At 44.8% G+C, this 16,395-nt stretch carries 22 protein-coding genes and 1 riboswitch; of the genes, 16 read left to right on the top strand and 6 right to left on the bottom strand.

All coding sequences use genetic code 11. The annotated features are described in order from the left end of the window. The first annotated feature begins 201 nt into the window (after positions 1-201). The 14 genes from DWX91_RS17585 to DWX91_RS13085 all read left to right on the top strand — a co-directional run bounded on the left by DWX91_RS17585 (position 202) and on the right by DWX91_RS13085 (position 9,954). Positions 202-603, top strand: coding sequence for a hypothetical protein (locus DWX91_RS17585; protein ID WP_243099063.1), 402 nt, complete (start codon positions 202-204; stop codon positions 601-603). Then, a complete protein-coding gene (locus tag DWX91_RS17580; RefSeq protein WP_412693915.1) occupies positions 537-701 on the top strand; it encodes a DUF3783 domain-containing protein in 165 nt (54 codons plus the stop codon). Before DWX91_RS17585 ends, DWX91_RS17580 begins: the two co-directional genes overlap by 67 nt. Positions 702-753: 52 nt before the next feature. After that, complete coding sequence (gene pap / locus DWX91_RS13135) at positions 754-2,262, top strand: polyphosphate:AMP phosphotransferase (protein ID WP_118472757.1); 1,509 nt, start codon at positions 754-756, stop codon at positions 2,260-2,262. Between the two features lie 178 nt (positions 2,263-2,440). After that, positions 2,441-2,857 (top strand): VOC family protein, encoded by a 417-nt coding sequence (locus DWX91_RS13130; RefSeq protein ID WP_227589675.1) that lies wholly within the window; start codon positions 2,441-2,443, stop codon positions 2,855-2,857. A gap of 37 nt (positions 2,858-2,894) precedes the next feature. After that, entirely contained in the window at positions 2,895-4,160 is a 1,266-nt protein-coding gene (locus DWX91_RS13125) for an NAD(P)/FAD-dependent oxidoreductase (protein ID WP_118472758.1), read from the top strand. A 23-nt stretch (positions 4,161-4,183) separates the two neighbouring features. Next, positions 4,184-4,861 (top strand): (d)CMP kinase, encoded by a 678-nt coding sequence (gene cmk / locus DWX91_RS13120; RefSeq protein ID WP_118472759.1) that lies wholly within the window; start codon positions 4,184-4,186, stop codon positions 4,859-4,861. A gap of 196 nt (positions 4,862-5,057) precedes the next feature. Further along, positions 5,058-5,660: a hypothetical protein gene (locus DWX91_RS13115; protein ID WP_147353565.1), complete on the top strand. Its 603-nt coding sequence runs from the start codon at positions 5,058-5,060 to the stop codon at positions 5,658-5,660. Then, the gene (locus DWX91_RS13110; protein WP_118482129.1) at positions 5,639-5,818 is read left to right on the top strand and encodes a hypothetical protein; all 180 of its coding nucleotides are present in this window, start codon (positions 5,639-5,641) and stop codon (positions 5,816-5,818) included. Before DWX91_RS13115 ends, DWX91_RS13110 begins: the two co-directional genes overlap by 22 nt. 297 nt (positions 5,819-6,115) lie before the next feature. Then, a riboswitch (cobalamin riboswitch) is annotated at positions 6,116-6,293 on the top strand. Positions 6,294-6,334: 41 nt separating this feature from the next. After that, positions 6,335-7,564, top strand: coding sequence for a sirohydrochlorin cobaltochelatase (locus DWX91_RS13105; protein ID WP_118539167.1), 1,230 nt, complete (start codon positions 6,335-6,337; stop codon positions 7,562-7,564). A 5-nt stretch (positions 7,565-7,569) separates the two neighbouring features. Then, a complete protein-coding gene (locus DWX91_RS18215; protein WP_412693912.1) occupies positions 7,570-7,926 on the top strand; it encodes a hypothetical protein in 357 nt (118 codons plus the stop codon). Further along, positions 7,908-8,492, top strand: a complete 585-nt coding sequence (locus DWX91_RS18210) for a hypothetical protein (RefSeq protein ID WP_412693911.1) — start codon at positions 7,908-7,910, stop codon at positions 8,490-8,492. The genes DWX91_RS18215 and DWX91_RS18210 overlap by 19 nt, the downstream gene beginning before the upstream one ends. Positions 8,493-8,579: 87 nt before the next feature. Beyond that, positions 8,580-8,831: a YlmC/YmxH family sporulation protein gene (locus DWX91_RS13095; protein WP_106999996.1), complete on the top strand. Its 252-nt coding sequence runs from the start codon at positions 8,580-8,582 to the stop codon at positions 8,829-8,831. Between the two features lie 122 nt (positions 8,832-8,953). Continuing rightward, positions 8,954-9,451 (top strand): transcriptional regulator NrdR, encoded by a 498-nt coding sequence (gene nrdR / locus DWX91_RS13090; RefSeq protein WP_106999995.1) that lies wholly within the window; start codon positions 8,954-8,956, stop codon positions 9,449-9,451. Beyond that, positions 9,451-9,954: a YqeG family HAD IIIA-type phosphatase gene (locus DWX91_RS13085; protein ID WP_118539169.1), complete on the top strand. Its 504-nt coding sequence runs from the start codon at positions 9,451-9,453 to the stop codon at positions 9,952-9,954. The genes nrdR and DWX91_RS13085 overlap by 1 nt, the downstream gene beginning before the upstream one ends. A 687-nt stretch (positions 9,955-10,641) precedes the next feature. Here DWX91_RS13085 and DWX91_RS13080 read toward each other — a convergent pair. From DWX91_RS13080 to DWX91_RS13065, 4 genes are read right to left on the bottom strand one after another with little or no spacing between them, the layout of a single operon-like run. Further along, positions 10,642-11,625, bottom strand: coding sequence for a CHAP domain-containing protein (locus DWX91_RS13080; RefSeq protein WP_118539165.1), 984 nt, complete (start codon positions 11,623-11,625; stop codon positions 10,642-10,644). A gap of 16 nt (positions 11,626-11,641) precedes the next feature. Next, positions 11,642-12,070, bottom strand: a complete 429-nt coding sequence (locus DWX91_RS13075; protein WP_118539163.1) for a putative ABC transporter permease — start codon at positions 12,068-12,070, stop codon at positions 11,642-11,644. Beyond that, a complete protein-coding gene (locus tag DWX91_RS13070) occupies positions 12,042-12,677 on the bottom strand; it encodes a hypothetical protein (protein ID WP_118539161.1) in 636 nt (211 codons plus the stop codon). Before DWX91_RS13070 ends, DWX91_RS13075 begins: the two co-directional genes overlap by 29 nt. Continuing rightward, positions 12,670-13,032: a hypothetical protein gene (locus DWX91_RS13065; RefSeq protein WP_118490869.1), complete on the bottom strand. Its 363-nt coding sequence runs from the start codon at positions 13,030-13,032 to the stop codon at positions 12,670-12,672. Before DWX91_RS13065 ends, DWX91_RS13070 begins: the two co-directional genes overlap by 8 nt. A gap of 90 nt (positions 13,033-13,122) precedes the next feature. Between DWX91_RS13065 and DWX91_RS13060 the strand changes: the two genes are divergently transcribed. Then, positions 13,123-13,920, top strand: a complete 798-nt coding sequence (locus tag DWX91_RS13060) for a tyrosine-type recombinase/integrase (RefSeq protein WP_118539159.1) — start codon at positions 13,123-13,125, stop codon at positions 13,918-13,920. A gap of 336 nt (positions 13,921-14,256) precedes the next feature. After that, complete coding sequence (locus tag DWX91_RS13055) at positions 14,257-14,691, top strand: hypothetical protein (RefSeq protein ID WP_147354407.1); 435 nt, start codon at positions 14,257-14,259, stop codon at positions 14,689-14,691. A gap of 37 nt (positions 14,692-14,728) precedes the next feature. Here DWX91_RS13055 and DWX91_RS13050 read toward each other — a convergent pair whose 3' ends face one another. Together DWX91_RS13050 and DWX91_RS13045 are read right to left on the bottom strand one after the other, a co-directional pair. Continuing rightward, complete coding sequence (locus DWX91_RS13050; protein ID WP_118539155.1) at positions 14,729-15,886, bottom strand: hypothetical protein; 1,158 nt, start codon at positions 15,884-15,886, stop codon at positions 14,729-14,731. Between the two features lie 74 nt (positions 15,887-15,960). Then, positions 15,961-16,200, bottom strand: a complete 240-nt coding sequence (locus DWX91_RS13045; protein WP_118539153.1) for a hypothetical protein — start codon at positions 16,198-16,200, stop codon at positions 15,961-15,963. Positions 16,201-16,395 lie beyond the last annotated feature (195 nt).

Raw genomic sequence — 16,395 nt, 5'->3', positions numbered from 1 at the left:
AGAGGTGGGAGTCTTCTCGACTGAGATAAAAATCAGACAGCGGCAGACAGCGGACGAGCGAAAGCAAGTGGCTGATGCCGCTGCTTTTTTGTTTTTCTTGCACAGAAGGGGGGAAAAAGGATATAATAGAGAATCATATTGAGAAGCCGGAGAATTGATGAGGCGGGAATAAGAAACAGAGAGGAGAATCGATAAATTACGATGAAACCAACTGTATTATTGTATAATTTTACTGATTCCAAAAGAAAAATGAAGGTGCAGCAGGCGCTTATGCCGCTGGGATTCCGTTTAAGGGCAGTGAAAAAGGAGGAGTACGGGCTGCCGGTGGGCGTGCTGGCTGGTGTGAAAGGACTGAATGAGGATGTCCTCAAGGAAGCCGGACAAGCAATAGAGGCTGGGGAGGAAACGCAAAAAGAAGAGTCCGCTCAGAAACAGGCAGACGGGAGGCTGCAGCGAGAAGTGCCGGAGAACGATTCTTCCAGGAAAATGGATTTCTCAGATGAGATGGCGATCATGGCAGGCTTTTCTTCCGCCAGATCGATGCATTTATCCATGCACTCCGAAAAAAGGGAGTCGGACGGATTGATTATAAAGCAGTCCTGACACCGTATAATATGAAGTGGGATTCGGTACAATTATACGAAGAGATCAAAAAAGAGCATGAGATGATGACGGGGAAAGGTAAAGACGAAGCATTGTGATGCCAGGAGATTGGTGAAAGGTCATTTTACTGCTTGATGTGGAGGTGGAAAGATGCTGGAAAAAGTAGATTTGAATAAATCAGTGGATAAGGAAAACTACAAGAAGCTTCGGGAAGAGATGGATGTGAAGCTGGGAGAATTGCAGCGCGCCTGTAAGGCGGAAAAGATCCCGGTTGTCATCGTATTTGACGGCTTCGGGGCAGGCGGTAAGGGAACGCAGATCAACCGCCTGATCCAGCCGCTGGATCCGCGCGGCTTTGATGTTTATGCGAGCCGGGAGACGGGAGAAGAGGAACGGATGCGTCCATTTCTCTGGCGGTATTGGACGAAGACACCGGAAGATGGACGAATGATGATCTTTGACAAGAGTTGGTACGATAAGGTTACCGTTGACCGGTTTGACAAAGAGACGAAGCGGCAGGAGCTAAACGGGGCGTTCCGGGATATCCTTTCATTTGAAAAGCAGCTGGCAGATTCCGGCATGATTCTGATCAAATTGTTTCTGTATATTTCCAGGGACGAGCAGAAAAAGCGCTTTAAACGGCTGGAAGAAAGCAAAGAGACTGCGTGGCGTGTGACGGAGGCGGACTGGAAGCGCAACAAGGATTACGATACATTTCTGGAGATGAATGAGGAAATGCTGCAGCGGACGGATACCGGGTACGCGCCGTGGACGATCGTGGAAGCGACTGATAAAAATTATGCGGCGGTCAAGATTTTATCCACCGTCACAGACCGGCTGGAGTATGAGCTGAACCGTCGCCGAATGGAACGCGAGGAAGGGGCGGTGCATCCGCCGGTCAAACTTCCAGATGAGCGGTTTAAAAATGGCGTGCTTTCCGGCGTGGATCTGACGAAAACGCTGACACGCGAGGAATATAAGGAACGTCTGGATAAGCTGCAGAAAAAGCTGGAGGTGCTGCACGGCGAGCTGTACCGGCTGCGGATTCCGGTGGTGATCGGCTTTGAAGGCTGGGATGCGGCGGGAAAAGGCGGTGCGATCCGGCGCCTGACAAGCCACCTGGATCCACGCGGCTACAAGGTCAATCCGACGGCGGCACCGAATGATGTGGAGAAGGTACACCATTATCTGTGGCGTTTCTGGCGGGAGATGCCGAAAGCGGGGCATATTGCGATCTTCGACCGCACCTGGTACGGGCGTGTGATGGTGGAGCGGATCGAGGGTTTCTGCGGTGAGGCGGACTGGAAACGGGCATATCAGGAAATCAACGAGATGGAAGAGCACATGGCGAATTTTGGCGCGGTGATCGTGAAATTCTGGATTCATATTGATAAAGATGAGCAGGAACGCCGCTTTAAGGAGCGCATGGAGGATCCGGCAAAACAGTGGAAAATCACGGACGAAGACTGGCGCAACCGTGAAAAATGGGACGCATACGAGCAGGCAGTCAATGAGATGCTGGTGCGGACCTCTACTACCTATGCCCCGTGGACGATCATAGAAGGAAATTCCAAATATTTCGCGCGCGTCAAGGTGCTGGAAACGGTTGTGGAGGCGATGGAGGAGAAGATCCGTGAGGTAAAAAAGCTGCGTAAGTGATAGAAAGAAGCGGACGGCCGATTTGGTAATCATGTGTGGAAATATGAAGAAGCGCGGTTGCAATTCTTCGTAAGATACAGTAAAATCAATATTTAAAGAAAAAGACGGCAATTTTGAAAAATACAAACATTTGTGTAAACTTTGCGTTAAATGTAGCGATAGAAAGGAAGCGGACAAAATGGAGCAGACAGCAAAAGAGCGCACACTAGCATTTATGGCAGAGCATGCGGGGGATCCAACCCCGATGGAACTATTTCATATGCACGTAAAACACGTGGGAATCAATACAAAATCGGAAGACGAGGCCTGGGAGGTTGCTGAGACACTGGCGCGCCTGATGGGGCTGATGCCGCGCGAGACGGAGAAAGCGGTGTTCAGCGGTGACCTGACGGAAAATATGAAGGTGGAGAGCCACGGAACCTACGGTCATATTGGCTTTGGCGTAAATGATTGCGAGGCGGCGATCCGATACTTTGTGAACCGCGGTATGACGCTTCGGGAAGAGACGAAGCGCTTTGATGAGCAGGGTCGCTGTATTTTCGCCTATTTTAAAGAAGAAGTCGGCGGATTTGCGATCCACCTGGTACAGGATTGATAGCACCAGGAGATATAAAAACGAAAAGGATAGCAATATGAAAAAAATAATCGTGATCGGCGGCGGGGCAGCCGGCATGGCAGCTGCGATTGCGGCGGCGGAAAATGGCTGCGCGGCAACGATCTATGAAAAGAATGAGAAACTGGGAAAAAAGATCTATATCACGGGAAAAGGGCGCTGCAATGTGACGAATGACTGTGATATGGAAGGTCTGTTTGACAGTGTTGTGACAAACAGCCGCTTTTTATACAGTGCATTTTACGGTTTTAGTAACCAGGATATGAAGGATTTTCTGGAGGCGAACGGCTGTCATGTTAAGGTGGAGCGCGGCAACCGTGTCTTTCCGGTGTCTGACCGGGCATCGGATGTGACATCGGCGTTTGCAAGACGGCTGCGGGAACTGCGCGTGAAAGTAGAATTGAATCAGGGAGTTCGGGAACTGTGGCTGGAGGATGGTGTATTAAAAGGTGTGATTCTGGCGCAGGGCGGTAATGAGCGTGGGAAAAAGGACTCCTACATAGCTGCGGATGCAGTGATCGTGGCGACGGGCGGTCTGTCCTACCCAACGACCGGCTCAACCGGCGATGGTTACCGGTTTGCGGAGGCAGCAGGGCACAAGGTGACGGAACTTTCGCCGGCGCTTGTTCCGTTTGAGACGAAGGAAGATGTGAAAGAGCTGCAGGGGCTCTCCCTGCGGAACGTGGAAGCTGCTGTTTTAAATGGAAAGAAAGAGGTTTACCGTGAATTTGGTGAGATGCTGTTTACCCATTACGGCGTTTCGGGTCCGGTACTCTTGAGTGCCAGCAGTTATGCGGCGAAAAAACTGAAAAAGGGTCCGCTGACTCTGATGATCGATCTGAAACCGGCGCTTTCCATGGAACAGCTCGATGCGCGGATTCTGCGCGATTTTGAGGCGGAGAAGAATAAACAGTTTAAAAATGCGCTGAACCATCTGTACCCATCAAAACTGATACCGGTCATAATTCGCCGCAGCGGCATTGAGCCGGACAAGCAGGTCAACGCCGTGACGAAGGAAGAGCGGAGACGGCTGGCGGAGGTGACAAAGCATTTTACCCTGACGCTGACCGGGCTGCGAGGTTTCAATGAGGCGATCATTACCCAGGGCGGTGTGACGGTAAAAGAAGTGAATCCATCCACGATGGAGTCGAAGAAGCTTCCAGGGCTTTATTTTGCAGGGGAAGTGCTGGATCTCGATGCAGTCACCGGCGGCTACAACTTACAAATTGCGTGGTCGACTGGCATGCTGGCGGGACGGAGCGCAGCGGAAAATCATGAATTATAACGATATGAAAAAGGGGAAACGAAATGCCGATTAATATAGCGATTGATGGACCAGCCGGGGCTGGAAAGAGCACAGTGGCAAAGAAGCTGGCGGAAGATTATGGATATATTTATGTTGATACGGGGGCGATGTACCGGGCGATGGCATTGTATTTTCTGCGCCAGGGCATCGACAGCCATGATGAGGCGGCGATCGGACGCGCCTGTGAGACGGTTTCCATTTCACTGGAATATGAAAATGGGATCCAGCAGGTTTATTTAAATGGGGAGAATGTCAGCAGCGAGCTTCGGACGGAGGCGGTTGGAAATATGGCTTCGAATACCTCTGTCTATGCGCCGGTCCGCAAAAAACTGGTGGAGCTGCAGCGTGAATTAGCCGGACGCCGGGATGTCGTGATGGATGGCCGGGATATCGGAACGGCGGTTCTGCCGGATGCGACCCTGAAAGTATATCTGACCGCGAGCAGCCGTGTGAGAGCTGGACGCCGTTATAAAGAGCTGACCGAACGCGGGGAAAGCTGTTCCCTGGAGGCGATCGAGCAGGATATTATCGAGCGCGATTACCGCGATATGCACCGGGAATTGTCGCCTCTCAAGCAGGCGGAGGACGCCATTTTACTGGATACTTCTGCGTTGGATTTTGAAGAGGTAATGCGGGAGATGGAGAAGTTGGTTGAGGCGGCGAAGAAAAAGCAGGCATAAGACTTTGCTGAAAATGTGTAACAGTTTAGTAGGTCTGCGCATTTACTGCGCTGACCGTACGAAAACATGGGCCAGCAGGCAAAAATCCCATTGCCGTAGGCAATTTTTGATGGATTTTTGCGCGTGACTGTGAAGGTACTGAACAGTTACGAAAATGCCAGGAAAAAGGAGAAGCCGAAAAGGGGCGGCAGCAAACATGAGACGATTGAAACAAACATGGATCGCCGCAGCACTTGGGATGAGTGTATGGATGACCGCCTGTGCGGGCGCGGCATCGGAGACAGCCACACAGGAAGGGGCTGTCGATGAGGAGAGCCAGGGGGCGATCCGTGAGGCTGTGGCTGAAAATGATCAGGCGCAGGAGCAGCCCAAACGGGATAAAACGCAGGAAACTGAGCGGACGGAACCGCTCACGGTTGAACCAGTCCGGGAAACCCTCAATATGACGCATTTTGACAACTGTACCTTTGCAGCTGGGTTCAAACCGCAGCAGATCCATCAGGATGAAAGCAATGTTATCATCACATTGACGGTCTATGACTATGAGCATTTTCATAAGGCAGATATCGATGAACTGCAGGCGGGAGATACGCTGCTTATCGATGGGAAAGAATGTCTCATTACTTCGATTGACCGACAGGAGTCTGGGCGGATCGAGATCAATGGCGGTCCGGCACAGGGGGGAGAAGAGCTGAGAATGGTAGAGGAGGATTCCTTTTATGGCTCGGAGATGGCAGTCGGGAGAAGTTACCATAGCTGGGAGAGGTTACGCTGCAGATGGATGAGAACTTTGTCCTGACAGATGATTCTGACCCGGATACACCGCCGCAGGTGTATACCGCGGAAGAATTATTCGCGATCCGTGATCGGCTGATCGGGGAGTTTAAGCCATACAACACGGCTGTGACGGTGAAGAATGAGAAAATTATTTCGATTTACCGGAAATTTATGCCATAAAAGATATAAAATCATTAAGAGGAGGAGAGCACCTTTTATCCGGATGAGAGGTGCTTTTTTGTGTAACAGGAAATTCCTTGGAACTCCCTGTTGCACAAAAAGGCACTAACGTGCCAATGATGCGCACTCGCGCGAAGCAGAAACATGTCGCAAGCGACCGCGCTCGGCGCGAGAATGTGCCAAGGCACATTCTTTTTCAATATAATTTCCGGGATAAATTGACTTTTAAACATACCCCATCTATAATGAAACAAGCTGATATGGGCAGTGGGTGCCGCTGTTTGTGCCAGACCAGTCAGATTGCTCGGATTGACAGGCATGGACAGGGGGTAAAAGGGAAACAGGTGCAAAACCTGTGCGATCTCGTCACTGTGAACCGGAGAGTGGCGCTGCAGATGCCATTGCGAAAGTGAGAAGGCGCGGCGTGCATGATGACCCGAAAGCCAGGAAACCTGCCGGCTGTCGTGAACATATCGGTTAAAACTATTTTTGTGCGAGTCACACAAGGAGGAAAACATGAGAAAAAACAAAAAAGTAGTTGTAAGTGCAGCGGCAGTTACGATGTCCGTATTGCTTGGAGCCTGCGGCGGCAGTACATCCAGCCAGGCAACCTCGACGGAGGCGGCTTCTGAGGCAGAGACCGAGGCAGCTGAGAGCGCCGATTCCGATCAGGAAGCGGCAGATAAGGTGGCAAAGCTGATCGATGACATCTATGTACAGGAGCGCACCGATGATACGGATGAGCAGTGCAAGGCAGCCAAAGAGGCATGGGATGCCCTGACTGACGAGCAGAAGGAGCTGGTAGAAGGCGAGAACGCAGATCCAGATTATTTTGGTCGTGATACCGGCGACGCGAGCCTGGACGATCCGCGCAATCAGGATGAGATTGGCGACAAAGAGATCCTGGTAGTCAGCTTTGGTACTTCCTTCAACGACAGCCGTGTGAAAGATATCAAGAGTATCGAGGATTCCATCCAGGATGCATTCCCGGATTGGGCAGTCCGCCGTGCATTTACCGCACAGATCATTATCAACCACGTTGAGGCTCGTGACGGCGAGTGCATCGACAATATGGATCAGGCACTGGAGCGCGCCGTGGAGAACGGAGTTAAAGAGCTGGTTGTCCAGCCGACCCACCTGATGCACGGTGCTGAGTATGACGAGATGGTTGAGGCGCTCGAGAAGTATCAGGATAAATTCGAGCAGATAGCTGTCGCAGAGCCGCTGTTGGGTGAGGTTGGCGACGATGCAACCGTTATCAATGCAGATAAAGAGGCAGTTGCAAAAGCAGTTGTAGCAGAAGAAGCTTCGGAAGCTGGTTTTAAAGATGCAGCTGACGCAGCCGATCAGGGAACTGCATTCGTTCTGATGGGGCATGGTACCGCACACGTTGCAAAGGTAACCTACAGCCAGATGCAGACCCAGATGCAGAATCTTGGATATAGCAATGTATTTATCGGTACCGTAGAGGGCGAGCCGGAAGAGACCTCCTGTGAGTCTGTTATCGAGGCAGTGAAGGCAGCAGGTTATAAGAATGTCGTTCTTCGTCCGCTGATGGTAGTTGCAGGTGATCACGCAAACAACGACATGGCAGGCGATGACGAGGATTCCTGGAAGAGCCAGTTTGAGGCATCAGGTGCATTTGACAAGGTAGATACTCAGATTTCCGGTCTGGGCAGAATTAAAGCAGTAGAATCATTCTATGTTGCTCATACACGGACAGCCATTGAGTCTATTTCGGAATAATGTATATGAAAAAGAAATTAAATTTAGCGGCGCTTCTGCTTGCTGCCGCTCTTCTCGGAGCGTGCGGAGGACAGAAACAGGACGCAGCCGACACCGTGGCGCAGACAGAGAGCGCAGAAACCGAGAATGTCGAACAGAAAAGCAGCATTGACCTTGCAGACGGCATCTACACCGTCGATTTTAAGACGGACAGCAGTATGTTCAAGGTCAATGAATCGAAAAATGGAAAAGGTGTCCTGACGGTCAAGGATGGCGAGGTGACACTTCATATCAGCCTGACCTCGAAAAACATCGTGAACCTGTATCTGGGTACTGCGGACGAGGCAAAGGAAGATGAAGCCGGTTGCTGCAGCCAACCGTAGACACGGTTACTTACAGCGACGGTCTGAGCGAGGAGGTCAACGGCTTCGATGTGCCGGTTCCGGCGCTCGGAGAAGAATTTGACCTGGCTCTGATTGGTAAGAAGGGCACCTGGTACGACCACAAAGTAAGGGTAGAAAATCCGGTTTCCGGAGAGGCAGAGGACGCGGAAGCGGCATCATCCGAGACGGAGAATAGCGATGATGCGGCAGATGCCCAGAAACCGGCAGGGCAGACTGCAGATGTGGCAGACGGCACTTATACCTGTGAGGTAACCCTGCAGGGAGGTTCCGGCAGAGCATCGGTGGATAGCCCGGCGACCATTATCGTCAAGGATGGAAAGGTGACTGCCGATATTGTCTGGAGCAGCCCGAACTATGAGTATATGCTGGTGGATGACGTGCAGTATGATCCGATCCAGACCGAGGGCAATTCCGAGTTTCAGATTCCGGTAACGCTGGATGAGGATGTAGCGGTCAGTGCCTTGACGGTGGCGATGAGCCAGCCGCATCTGATTGATTATACGCTGCATTTTGACAGCGTGACGTTATCAGAAGTTACGAAATAAAAGTAGATAGAAATACCTGTCCAGGAAGAACCTCCCGGTCCTTTTGTACATATTTTGATTACAGAAGGATCCGGGAGGTTTATGTCTATGCGTATCTGTGAACTCAAACAGCGGGAAGTTATAAATGTAAAAGATTGCAAGCGCCTTGGTTTTGTGGGCGACGTCGATTTTGACATCAGCACGGGAAAAATGCTTGCGATCATCGTGCCGGGACCGGGCTGTGTCTGGGGCTTTCTGGGGCGGGAAAAAGAGTACATAATTCCATTCTGCGACATCTGCCAGATAGGGGATGACATTATTCTGGTGAGGCTGAAAGAAGAGAGAGAAAAGAAGGAATAAAGAAGGAATAGCGGAAAACTTCTGCTTGCAGAAGCGCACTTCCTGCGATATTATAATAAGTATGATATGTTATGAAAACCTGGCGGGGGCATATCAATAAAACCAGAAAAGGGGAAGAGCGATTGAAGTGTCCATTTTGCAACGCGGCTGACACGAAAGTAATCGATTCACGGCCTGCGGATGACAACAGTTCTATCAGACGCCGGAGACAGTGCGAGACTTGTGGAAAGCGTTTTACCACATATGAAAAACTTGAGACGATCCCTCTGATGGTTGTCAAAAAGGATAATACCCGGGAGATGTACGACCGGGCGAAGATAGAGGCGGGAATCCTGCATTCCTGCCACAAGCGCCCAGTCTCTCAGGGACAGATTTCGGCGTTGATCGACGATGTGGAAAACAATTTATTTAACCGGGAAGAACGGGAGATCTCGACCGCGGTGATCGGGGAACTTGTGATGGAGCGGTTAAAGGATCTGGATGTGGTTACCTATGTGCGGTTTGCATCGGTATACCGGGAGTTTAAAGACGTCGATACATTTATGGAGGAACTGCAGAAGATACAGCAGCGGAATGTGCCGTCGTATGAGCCTGGAAAGAACGGGGAAGAGACCAGATGATGGGAAATGCGTTTTATCCGGATGAATGGCTGGATTCTGCGTATGATATCCCGTATGAGCAGTTTTACCAGAAGGGAATGCGGGGTATCATATTTGATATTGACAATACGCTGGTGCCGCACGGTGCCCCGGCGGACGAGCGGGCAGTACAGCTTTTTGAACGTTTGCGGGCGATAGGGTTCCACACCTGTCTGCTCTCGAATAATAAGGAGGCGCGGGTCGCCCCGTTTGCCGGACAGGTGGGTTCGGATTATATTTACAAGGGTAGAAAACCGAAGCGCAGCGGATACAGGCAGGCGATGCGTCGGATGGGAACGGGCGAGCGCTCGACGATGTTTGTCGGGGATCAGCTCTTTACGGATGTGTACGGGGCGAGGCGGACAGGCATCTATTCGATTCTTGTAAAGCCGATCAATCCGAAGGAAGAGATCCAGATTGTGTTAAAGCGGTATCTGGAGAAAATTGTCCTGTGGTTCTATGTGAGAAGACAGGAAAAAAAATAGCGGAAGTTTGCAGCTGGGGATTTTTGAACGGTTTGAAAGAGCTTGCCAGTCGGCAGAACCGGATGCTGACAGGAGTGCTGGAAACGGTGGAAAATCAGTTGTTTTAGAAAAAATATCGGCAATTTTAGAAAAATAAGGGGCGGAATTGACATGATGTGCCCTGCGTTTTCAAAAAAGTAGTTGAAAAAGAAGATTTTATAGTATAAAATAAACGCCCCTAAAATTGCCGATATTCAAAACACTAATAAAATGCCCGTAAAGCATTGATATTACTAGCTTTTTTAAGAAATATCATCTTCATGTAAATTATTATAATTTCACATAAGATCACAAAAATTGGTACATGAGTGGTACATGAAAACAGAGAAGCCTTATGCAGAATATTAGAAGAAAATCGAACAAATGTACGGAAAAAATATAGTAGAGAGTATGATAAAAACAATTATATTTTGTACTATATTTTTATCGTAAAAAATGAGGGAACGCCATTTATTGACATTCCCCAAAAGCAATCTGTTTGAATCCCAGAAATGGCAGATTGCACAAATTAGTATCTCACAGGATCTTCTCATAGTCAAGTGAAATAATTTTCAAAAAATCGTAAAAAATAGGGATAGAAGAGTATTTAAACTCAACTATCCCTATAAGAACATTATTTAACAAAGTATTTTTATTTACTACTATTTATTATTTAATCTTTACTATACCTTCAGAATCAGCTTCGGCTGGAATCTCTTCGTTCTCATACATATAACCATCTTTATCGAAAGCATAGGTTAAACCGTTAATTACCTCGAATCCATTGGTTGTACAGGTGTATCCTTTATGGATATACCACCATTTTCTAGGCGATGAAATTGTCGTTTCATATACCCAACCACCATCAATATACTTTGCAGAGATCCAACCATCCTTGTCTGGAAGATAATACCAAACATCTCCATTTGATACAAATGTCTTTTTCGTTGGATGAACCAGTACAGTATTTTGTACAGTGCCAATTATTGAACCTGACACAGGGTAGGAACGAATATTTAAACCACTATCTACACACACTGAGACACCTCTAAAACCAGTTTTAATATCATATGTAACCAACTGACTACCTTCTGACACAGCAAGACTATATAATGGTCTTCCATAGCCTGCAATGCGACTGTTATTTAAGATATATTTTTTTTTACACACAGCACCACCATTAGGCACAACAGCAGTTCCATCAGATGTGTTACCTTCAACAGTATAAATATATTTTGAATCTACTTTATAAACTAATCCGGTATGACAAATACGTTTTCCGTTTGTGAAGAAAATTTGATCCCCTCGCTGTGGTTTAGAAGTGTGCCATGCTCCTTTATTTTTATATAATTGAGCAGAAGCTATAGTGTAATCATCAAAATCTCCACATAAAACCTTTTTAGCATTACATACATCAAATGCTTTATAGAAACACCAATCAACAAAACTATCACACCAATATGCCGGATAATCCATTACAGCAGGATAAATCTTATTCATTTCATATCCGTATTTCGTATAATTTTTATCACCAGCATTAGCAGTCTTATTATATAAATTAACACCTGATGCTTTCTCTAAATAACCAACTTCAGCAAGAGCAATATTAATTACCGCATCAATTGCATTTGTAACAGAAGAATAAGTCTTCATTTCAAATCATCCCTTTCTAAAACAACTTATACCTTGGTTTCTCTTCACCAAAAAACCAATATCTTAAATAATCGTCTAAAACAATAGCAATCAAAATAAGTGGAATCCATAATAAAGCATATGGCAGACAAATCTGACCTAACAAATTAAATGGAACATTTGAGTAATCCCAAACATCCCATTTAAGCCATAGGTTCACAATACACCCACATATAAATTCTCCGCATAGAGTAAATACTAACGCTTGTAGAATTTGTCTCCATAACGGTATTTCCCAAGACTCTATTTCATTGAGTAGTCCAGCAAAGATAAAACACATTCCAGCCAAACAGAACATAGACCAATGGCTGTATCCGCGCCATAGAACCTCAATGTTATAATAAATACTGCCACCTACATAGTATAAAAATCCATATTTAAGCAGTAGCTTCAGTTGTTGTTTCATTACCAGACACCGCCTTTACGATAAGGTTGCTCTGTTTCATGATCTGATTGTAGTCATCCAGATATTTTCCTGTCAGAGAAACACCGTAGGTAATATCAAGGACGGTTTCAACATCAGATTCTTCTTTATACGTATCAGAAATCATATGCTTTAATTGATTGAAGTATGTAGTCTGAACGGTAGCGTTCATTTTTTCAGCGATATAGATAGACGCAATCTGTTCTGGTGTATATAACTTACAAGAACCTCCATCGCAGTGATATGGCTGTTGAAGCTTTGTCGCCGCTGAGAGCTGGAACAAGGAATCAATGTTACTCTGATCTCCAGATGCGATACCATAAGAAAAATGCTCATCTACTCCGTTAATTTGAATTGTTACACCGTCCTCAATGGCTTTATTGCAAACGCTAGATAATTCCGCGATTTTCTCCGTCAGAGCCTCCGCGAGAGTAGGAGAGTATTCAATGCCAACCTCTTTGCCTATTTCCTGTTTCTCTGCGATGGATAAGTTTGGATAAGACTTTAAAATTTCCAGTGCATCTTCACCACTTTCCACACCGATTTCGATTGCTTTTACCAGAATCTTTTTTTGCATATCATTAATCATTTGCAACACCTCCAATCATATTTGCCATAGCCAGCACAAGTTGTTTATTTTCGTATTCAAGCTGCATCTGACAGAGCTGGTTATAATCCCAGTACGGATACAAACTCCATCCAGCGTTGATTTTGTTTCCATCTTCATCAAGTTCATAAACCTGATTACCTTCTTCATCGACCTGTGGCAGGTTCGTCTCAGGATCAATGGCAATTTTCCAAACTGGTTCGTATTTATATCCACGAATAAATCCGATGCATTTTCCTTTAAATTGTTCATCGGAAATTTCGTATTCTTTCAGGGTTTCATCAGTTGTGGTATTTACATCCACAATTTCATATCGTTCATTAACATAAATTTTCATGTGGTTTTCCTTTCTGGCGCGATTCGCCTACATTGCAATGAGAATAAGAGAACATAAATGATATACGGAAGAAAAAGGAGAATATCATTTATGAAATACGAGACATTTTTAAGAAGAGAAAATTTAACCGACAGCACAATCCAGAACTATGTTTGGACGGCAAATTATTTTAAAACACATTATCCAGAAGTGAATAAGACCAATCTTTTATCATACAAAGAGTATTTAATGGAGCATTATGCGCCCAGCACTGTCAACGTCAGAATTTTGGGAATCAATAAGTATTTACAGTATCTTGGAAAAGAAAAGCTCAGATTAAAGACCGTTCGAATCCAGCGCAAGACATTTCTTGAGAATGTAATCAGTAACGCCGACTATATCTATTTAAAACGCAAATTTAAGAAAATGAAGAACAAACAATGGTATTTTGCGATTTGGTTCATGGCTGCGACAGGTGCGCGTGTTAGTGAACTTGTTAGATTTAAGGGCGAGAATGTAGAGATGGGATATGTGGATTTATATACCAAAGGCGGTAAACTTCGCAGAATCTTTATTCCAGCAAAACTTCAAAAAGAAGCATTGATATGGATTGAAAAAACAGGGAGAAAGAGCGGCTTTATATTTCTGAACCGTTTTGGGAATCAAATTACAACGCGCGGATTGGCACAGCAGATTAAAAGATATGCTGAAAAATCAAAGGTATCAGTCGAGGTAGTATATCCGCATTCATTCCGACACAGATATGCTAAGAATTTTTTGGATAAGCATAATGACCTAGCTTTACTTGCAGATTTGATGGGACATGAAAACATTGATACAACCAGAATATATCTCAGAAAGACATCAACCGAACAAAGAGCGATCATAGACAGGGTGGTAACGTGGTAAGCTCTCAGAATGACTTATTTGAGGGATTTATTCGTTAGACGTAAAAATATTCAATGAGAGTATTTTGCCGCGTTCTAGGACTAATTCTGTGCGTTTGATGGGGTGTCTATTATAATTTGGTTGATAGTATTTTATTCTGCAATTTGGACAAAGGTTCTGTCCCGTAGAATTTATATATATACTTGACCACATTTAGAACAATTCTTTATTTGACGCGATGCCTTCATAATGTTGTTCAATCCTCCTATGTTATGATTTTAAATACATCATAATATAGGCTAGTTAAGTTGTCAAGAATTTTACAGAACATATGTTCCTAAATATGCTATTTAGATAATGGGTATTACAGGAAGATTCGAAGGATATGTAAGCAATCCACTTTATCTATTCAATAATGGTTCTTATGGCGGTGGACAATCGGGGATTAGTATAATGAGCAACCACACTGCTTATGGTTCTGTTTCTTTTGGTTCCTCTATACAAGGTTCTAAGTTATATAAGGGAGATATTATAATACGATTTAATAATATTCAAAATCTTTCTGGTTGGAATTACTTAAAAATATATGGTAATGTCGAAATGTGGGCTAGAATCGGCGGTGGAGTTTCTACTAAAATAATGAAGTATATATATCATCATATAAAGCCGAAGCATACTGGGGCAATTCTGAGGTTATATCAGGAAATGGTGTTTGTATTTGTGATATATCTTCTTTTTCTGGAAATTATTGGATTTATATATCTGTTGGTAATGTTTTTGGAAGTAGTATAAAATCTGTATCTATATTTCAAGTATATCTTTCAACTAATTAAGATAGTTGTATTTTTAATATTGTAAAATCTTCACTATACCAGTAAGAAGAACTACTAACATATTTATTTTCCAGACGAATATAAAAACTTGTGTTTATATTAGAAAGGTTTATTGAGATAGTTTTTTCTGTGCCATCAGCAACTTGACCAGATTGAGCAATTATACTTCCAGAGCTGTTATATATTTCAGCTTTTAATGTGCAATTAACGTTTCTCTTCGAGAACATGATGACAGTTAAGTTATTCCATGGATTTCCCACGATTAATTTTTTTTTTCCAATATCAACTGCTTCAGTTGATTGTCTGTATTTATTTTTTGTAGTAATAGCAATAGAAGTTTGTTGTTGCGTAATTGAAACTCCACCAGAGTCATCAACACCCTGAACATACGAAGTAAACCATCCAATGTTATATCCACTGCCCCAAGAACCACGATTATATATAGTTCCATTACCAGAATAATAACCCTCATAACTTCCCGTAATACCCAATATGGAAACACCCTTCTTAATAACACTGGCATTAAGCCCAATTCCGCTTGCTAATGTTGAGGTTGCGATACGTGCCTCTGGTGCCCAAGCAGCTCCATTTGACCGATAAATGCCCTCTGGAAGTGCATTGATGGCTACATATCCATTACCTTGCCCAAAATTACCATATTGAGATTGTCCGCGTTCTGCAAGAGTACCTGTAATCTTAGAACCTTTGACATAAGCAATTTTTCCACTTGAAATTTGATTTGCTGTCGCAGTCGCATCAGAAGTGGCAGCACCAGCGATTCCAAATGCACTTTGTCCTTCTAATAATTTCTCGGCAGTCAATCCACCAGCAGTAGCCATATCTCCCTGTGGTACGGCGAATAATGTATTAGGAGTAATAAATCCTTCAGTGCCATTATATCTAATTTCTGCACGCGCCGTTCCATCGCTGTTAATAGATGTAAAAGCTGCATCACCCTCGATTACTTTCGTGGCATTTTCTGCCGTATGAGTAATCGTAGCGCGGCTGGTGAGATGCTGCATTGTACCTTCTGCCAGCTCGTCATCAGTATCCGCGCCGACATAAGTTGTATTTTCAAGTACATTTGCACTGGTAGCTGTTAATTCATCGGAGCCAACTCCGCCACCAGTGCTTAAATTTGTAGATCCTATCATTTAAAGTCCTCCTTTAGTGAATTTAATAGGGTTTTAGGTAATAAAAAAGCAGACAAAGGTCATTCTTTATCCGCTCAGAAATTTATTATGAAATCCTTGTGTCTCTCTCTATGATGGGAGAGTAGAGAATTTGTTTCAAGAGTTAGGAACAAAGCGCTTGATATTCCATCTATCTCAACGATCTCTGTTTCATCCTTCGTAACTTTTGTTCCTTGAAAATTAATATATAACACATCCTGTAATCTTTGTAACTGTTCTGATGTTAATGTATCACTCATAGCCTGAACAACACTTTTTACAATTCTATTTAGCATAAGCTTCCTCCTAGATATGTGGTGAGAAATAAATTCCTCCTACTATGATCTTCTCCTAAAAGGAAGCCTATGAAGTTTATTTTGTTAAATTGTTATTTAATAATAGATGAGAATATTTAAACTTAAGACCATGTAAGAGTATCCATATTTAAATAAAACATCTTTCCATAACATAACCCACATACTATCCAATCA

The organism is Clostridium sp. AF22-10 (assembly GCF_003478725.1).
Classification (GTDB): Bacteria; Bacillota; Clostridia; order Lachnospirales; family Lachnospiraceae; genus Otoolea; species Otoolea fessa.
Note: the sequence above shows the minus strand (reverse complement) of the source record. Positions and strands in the feature narration are given on the sequence as shown.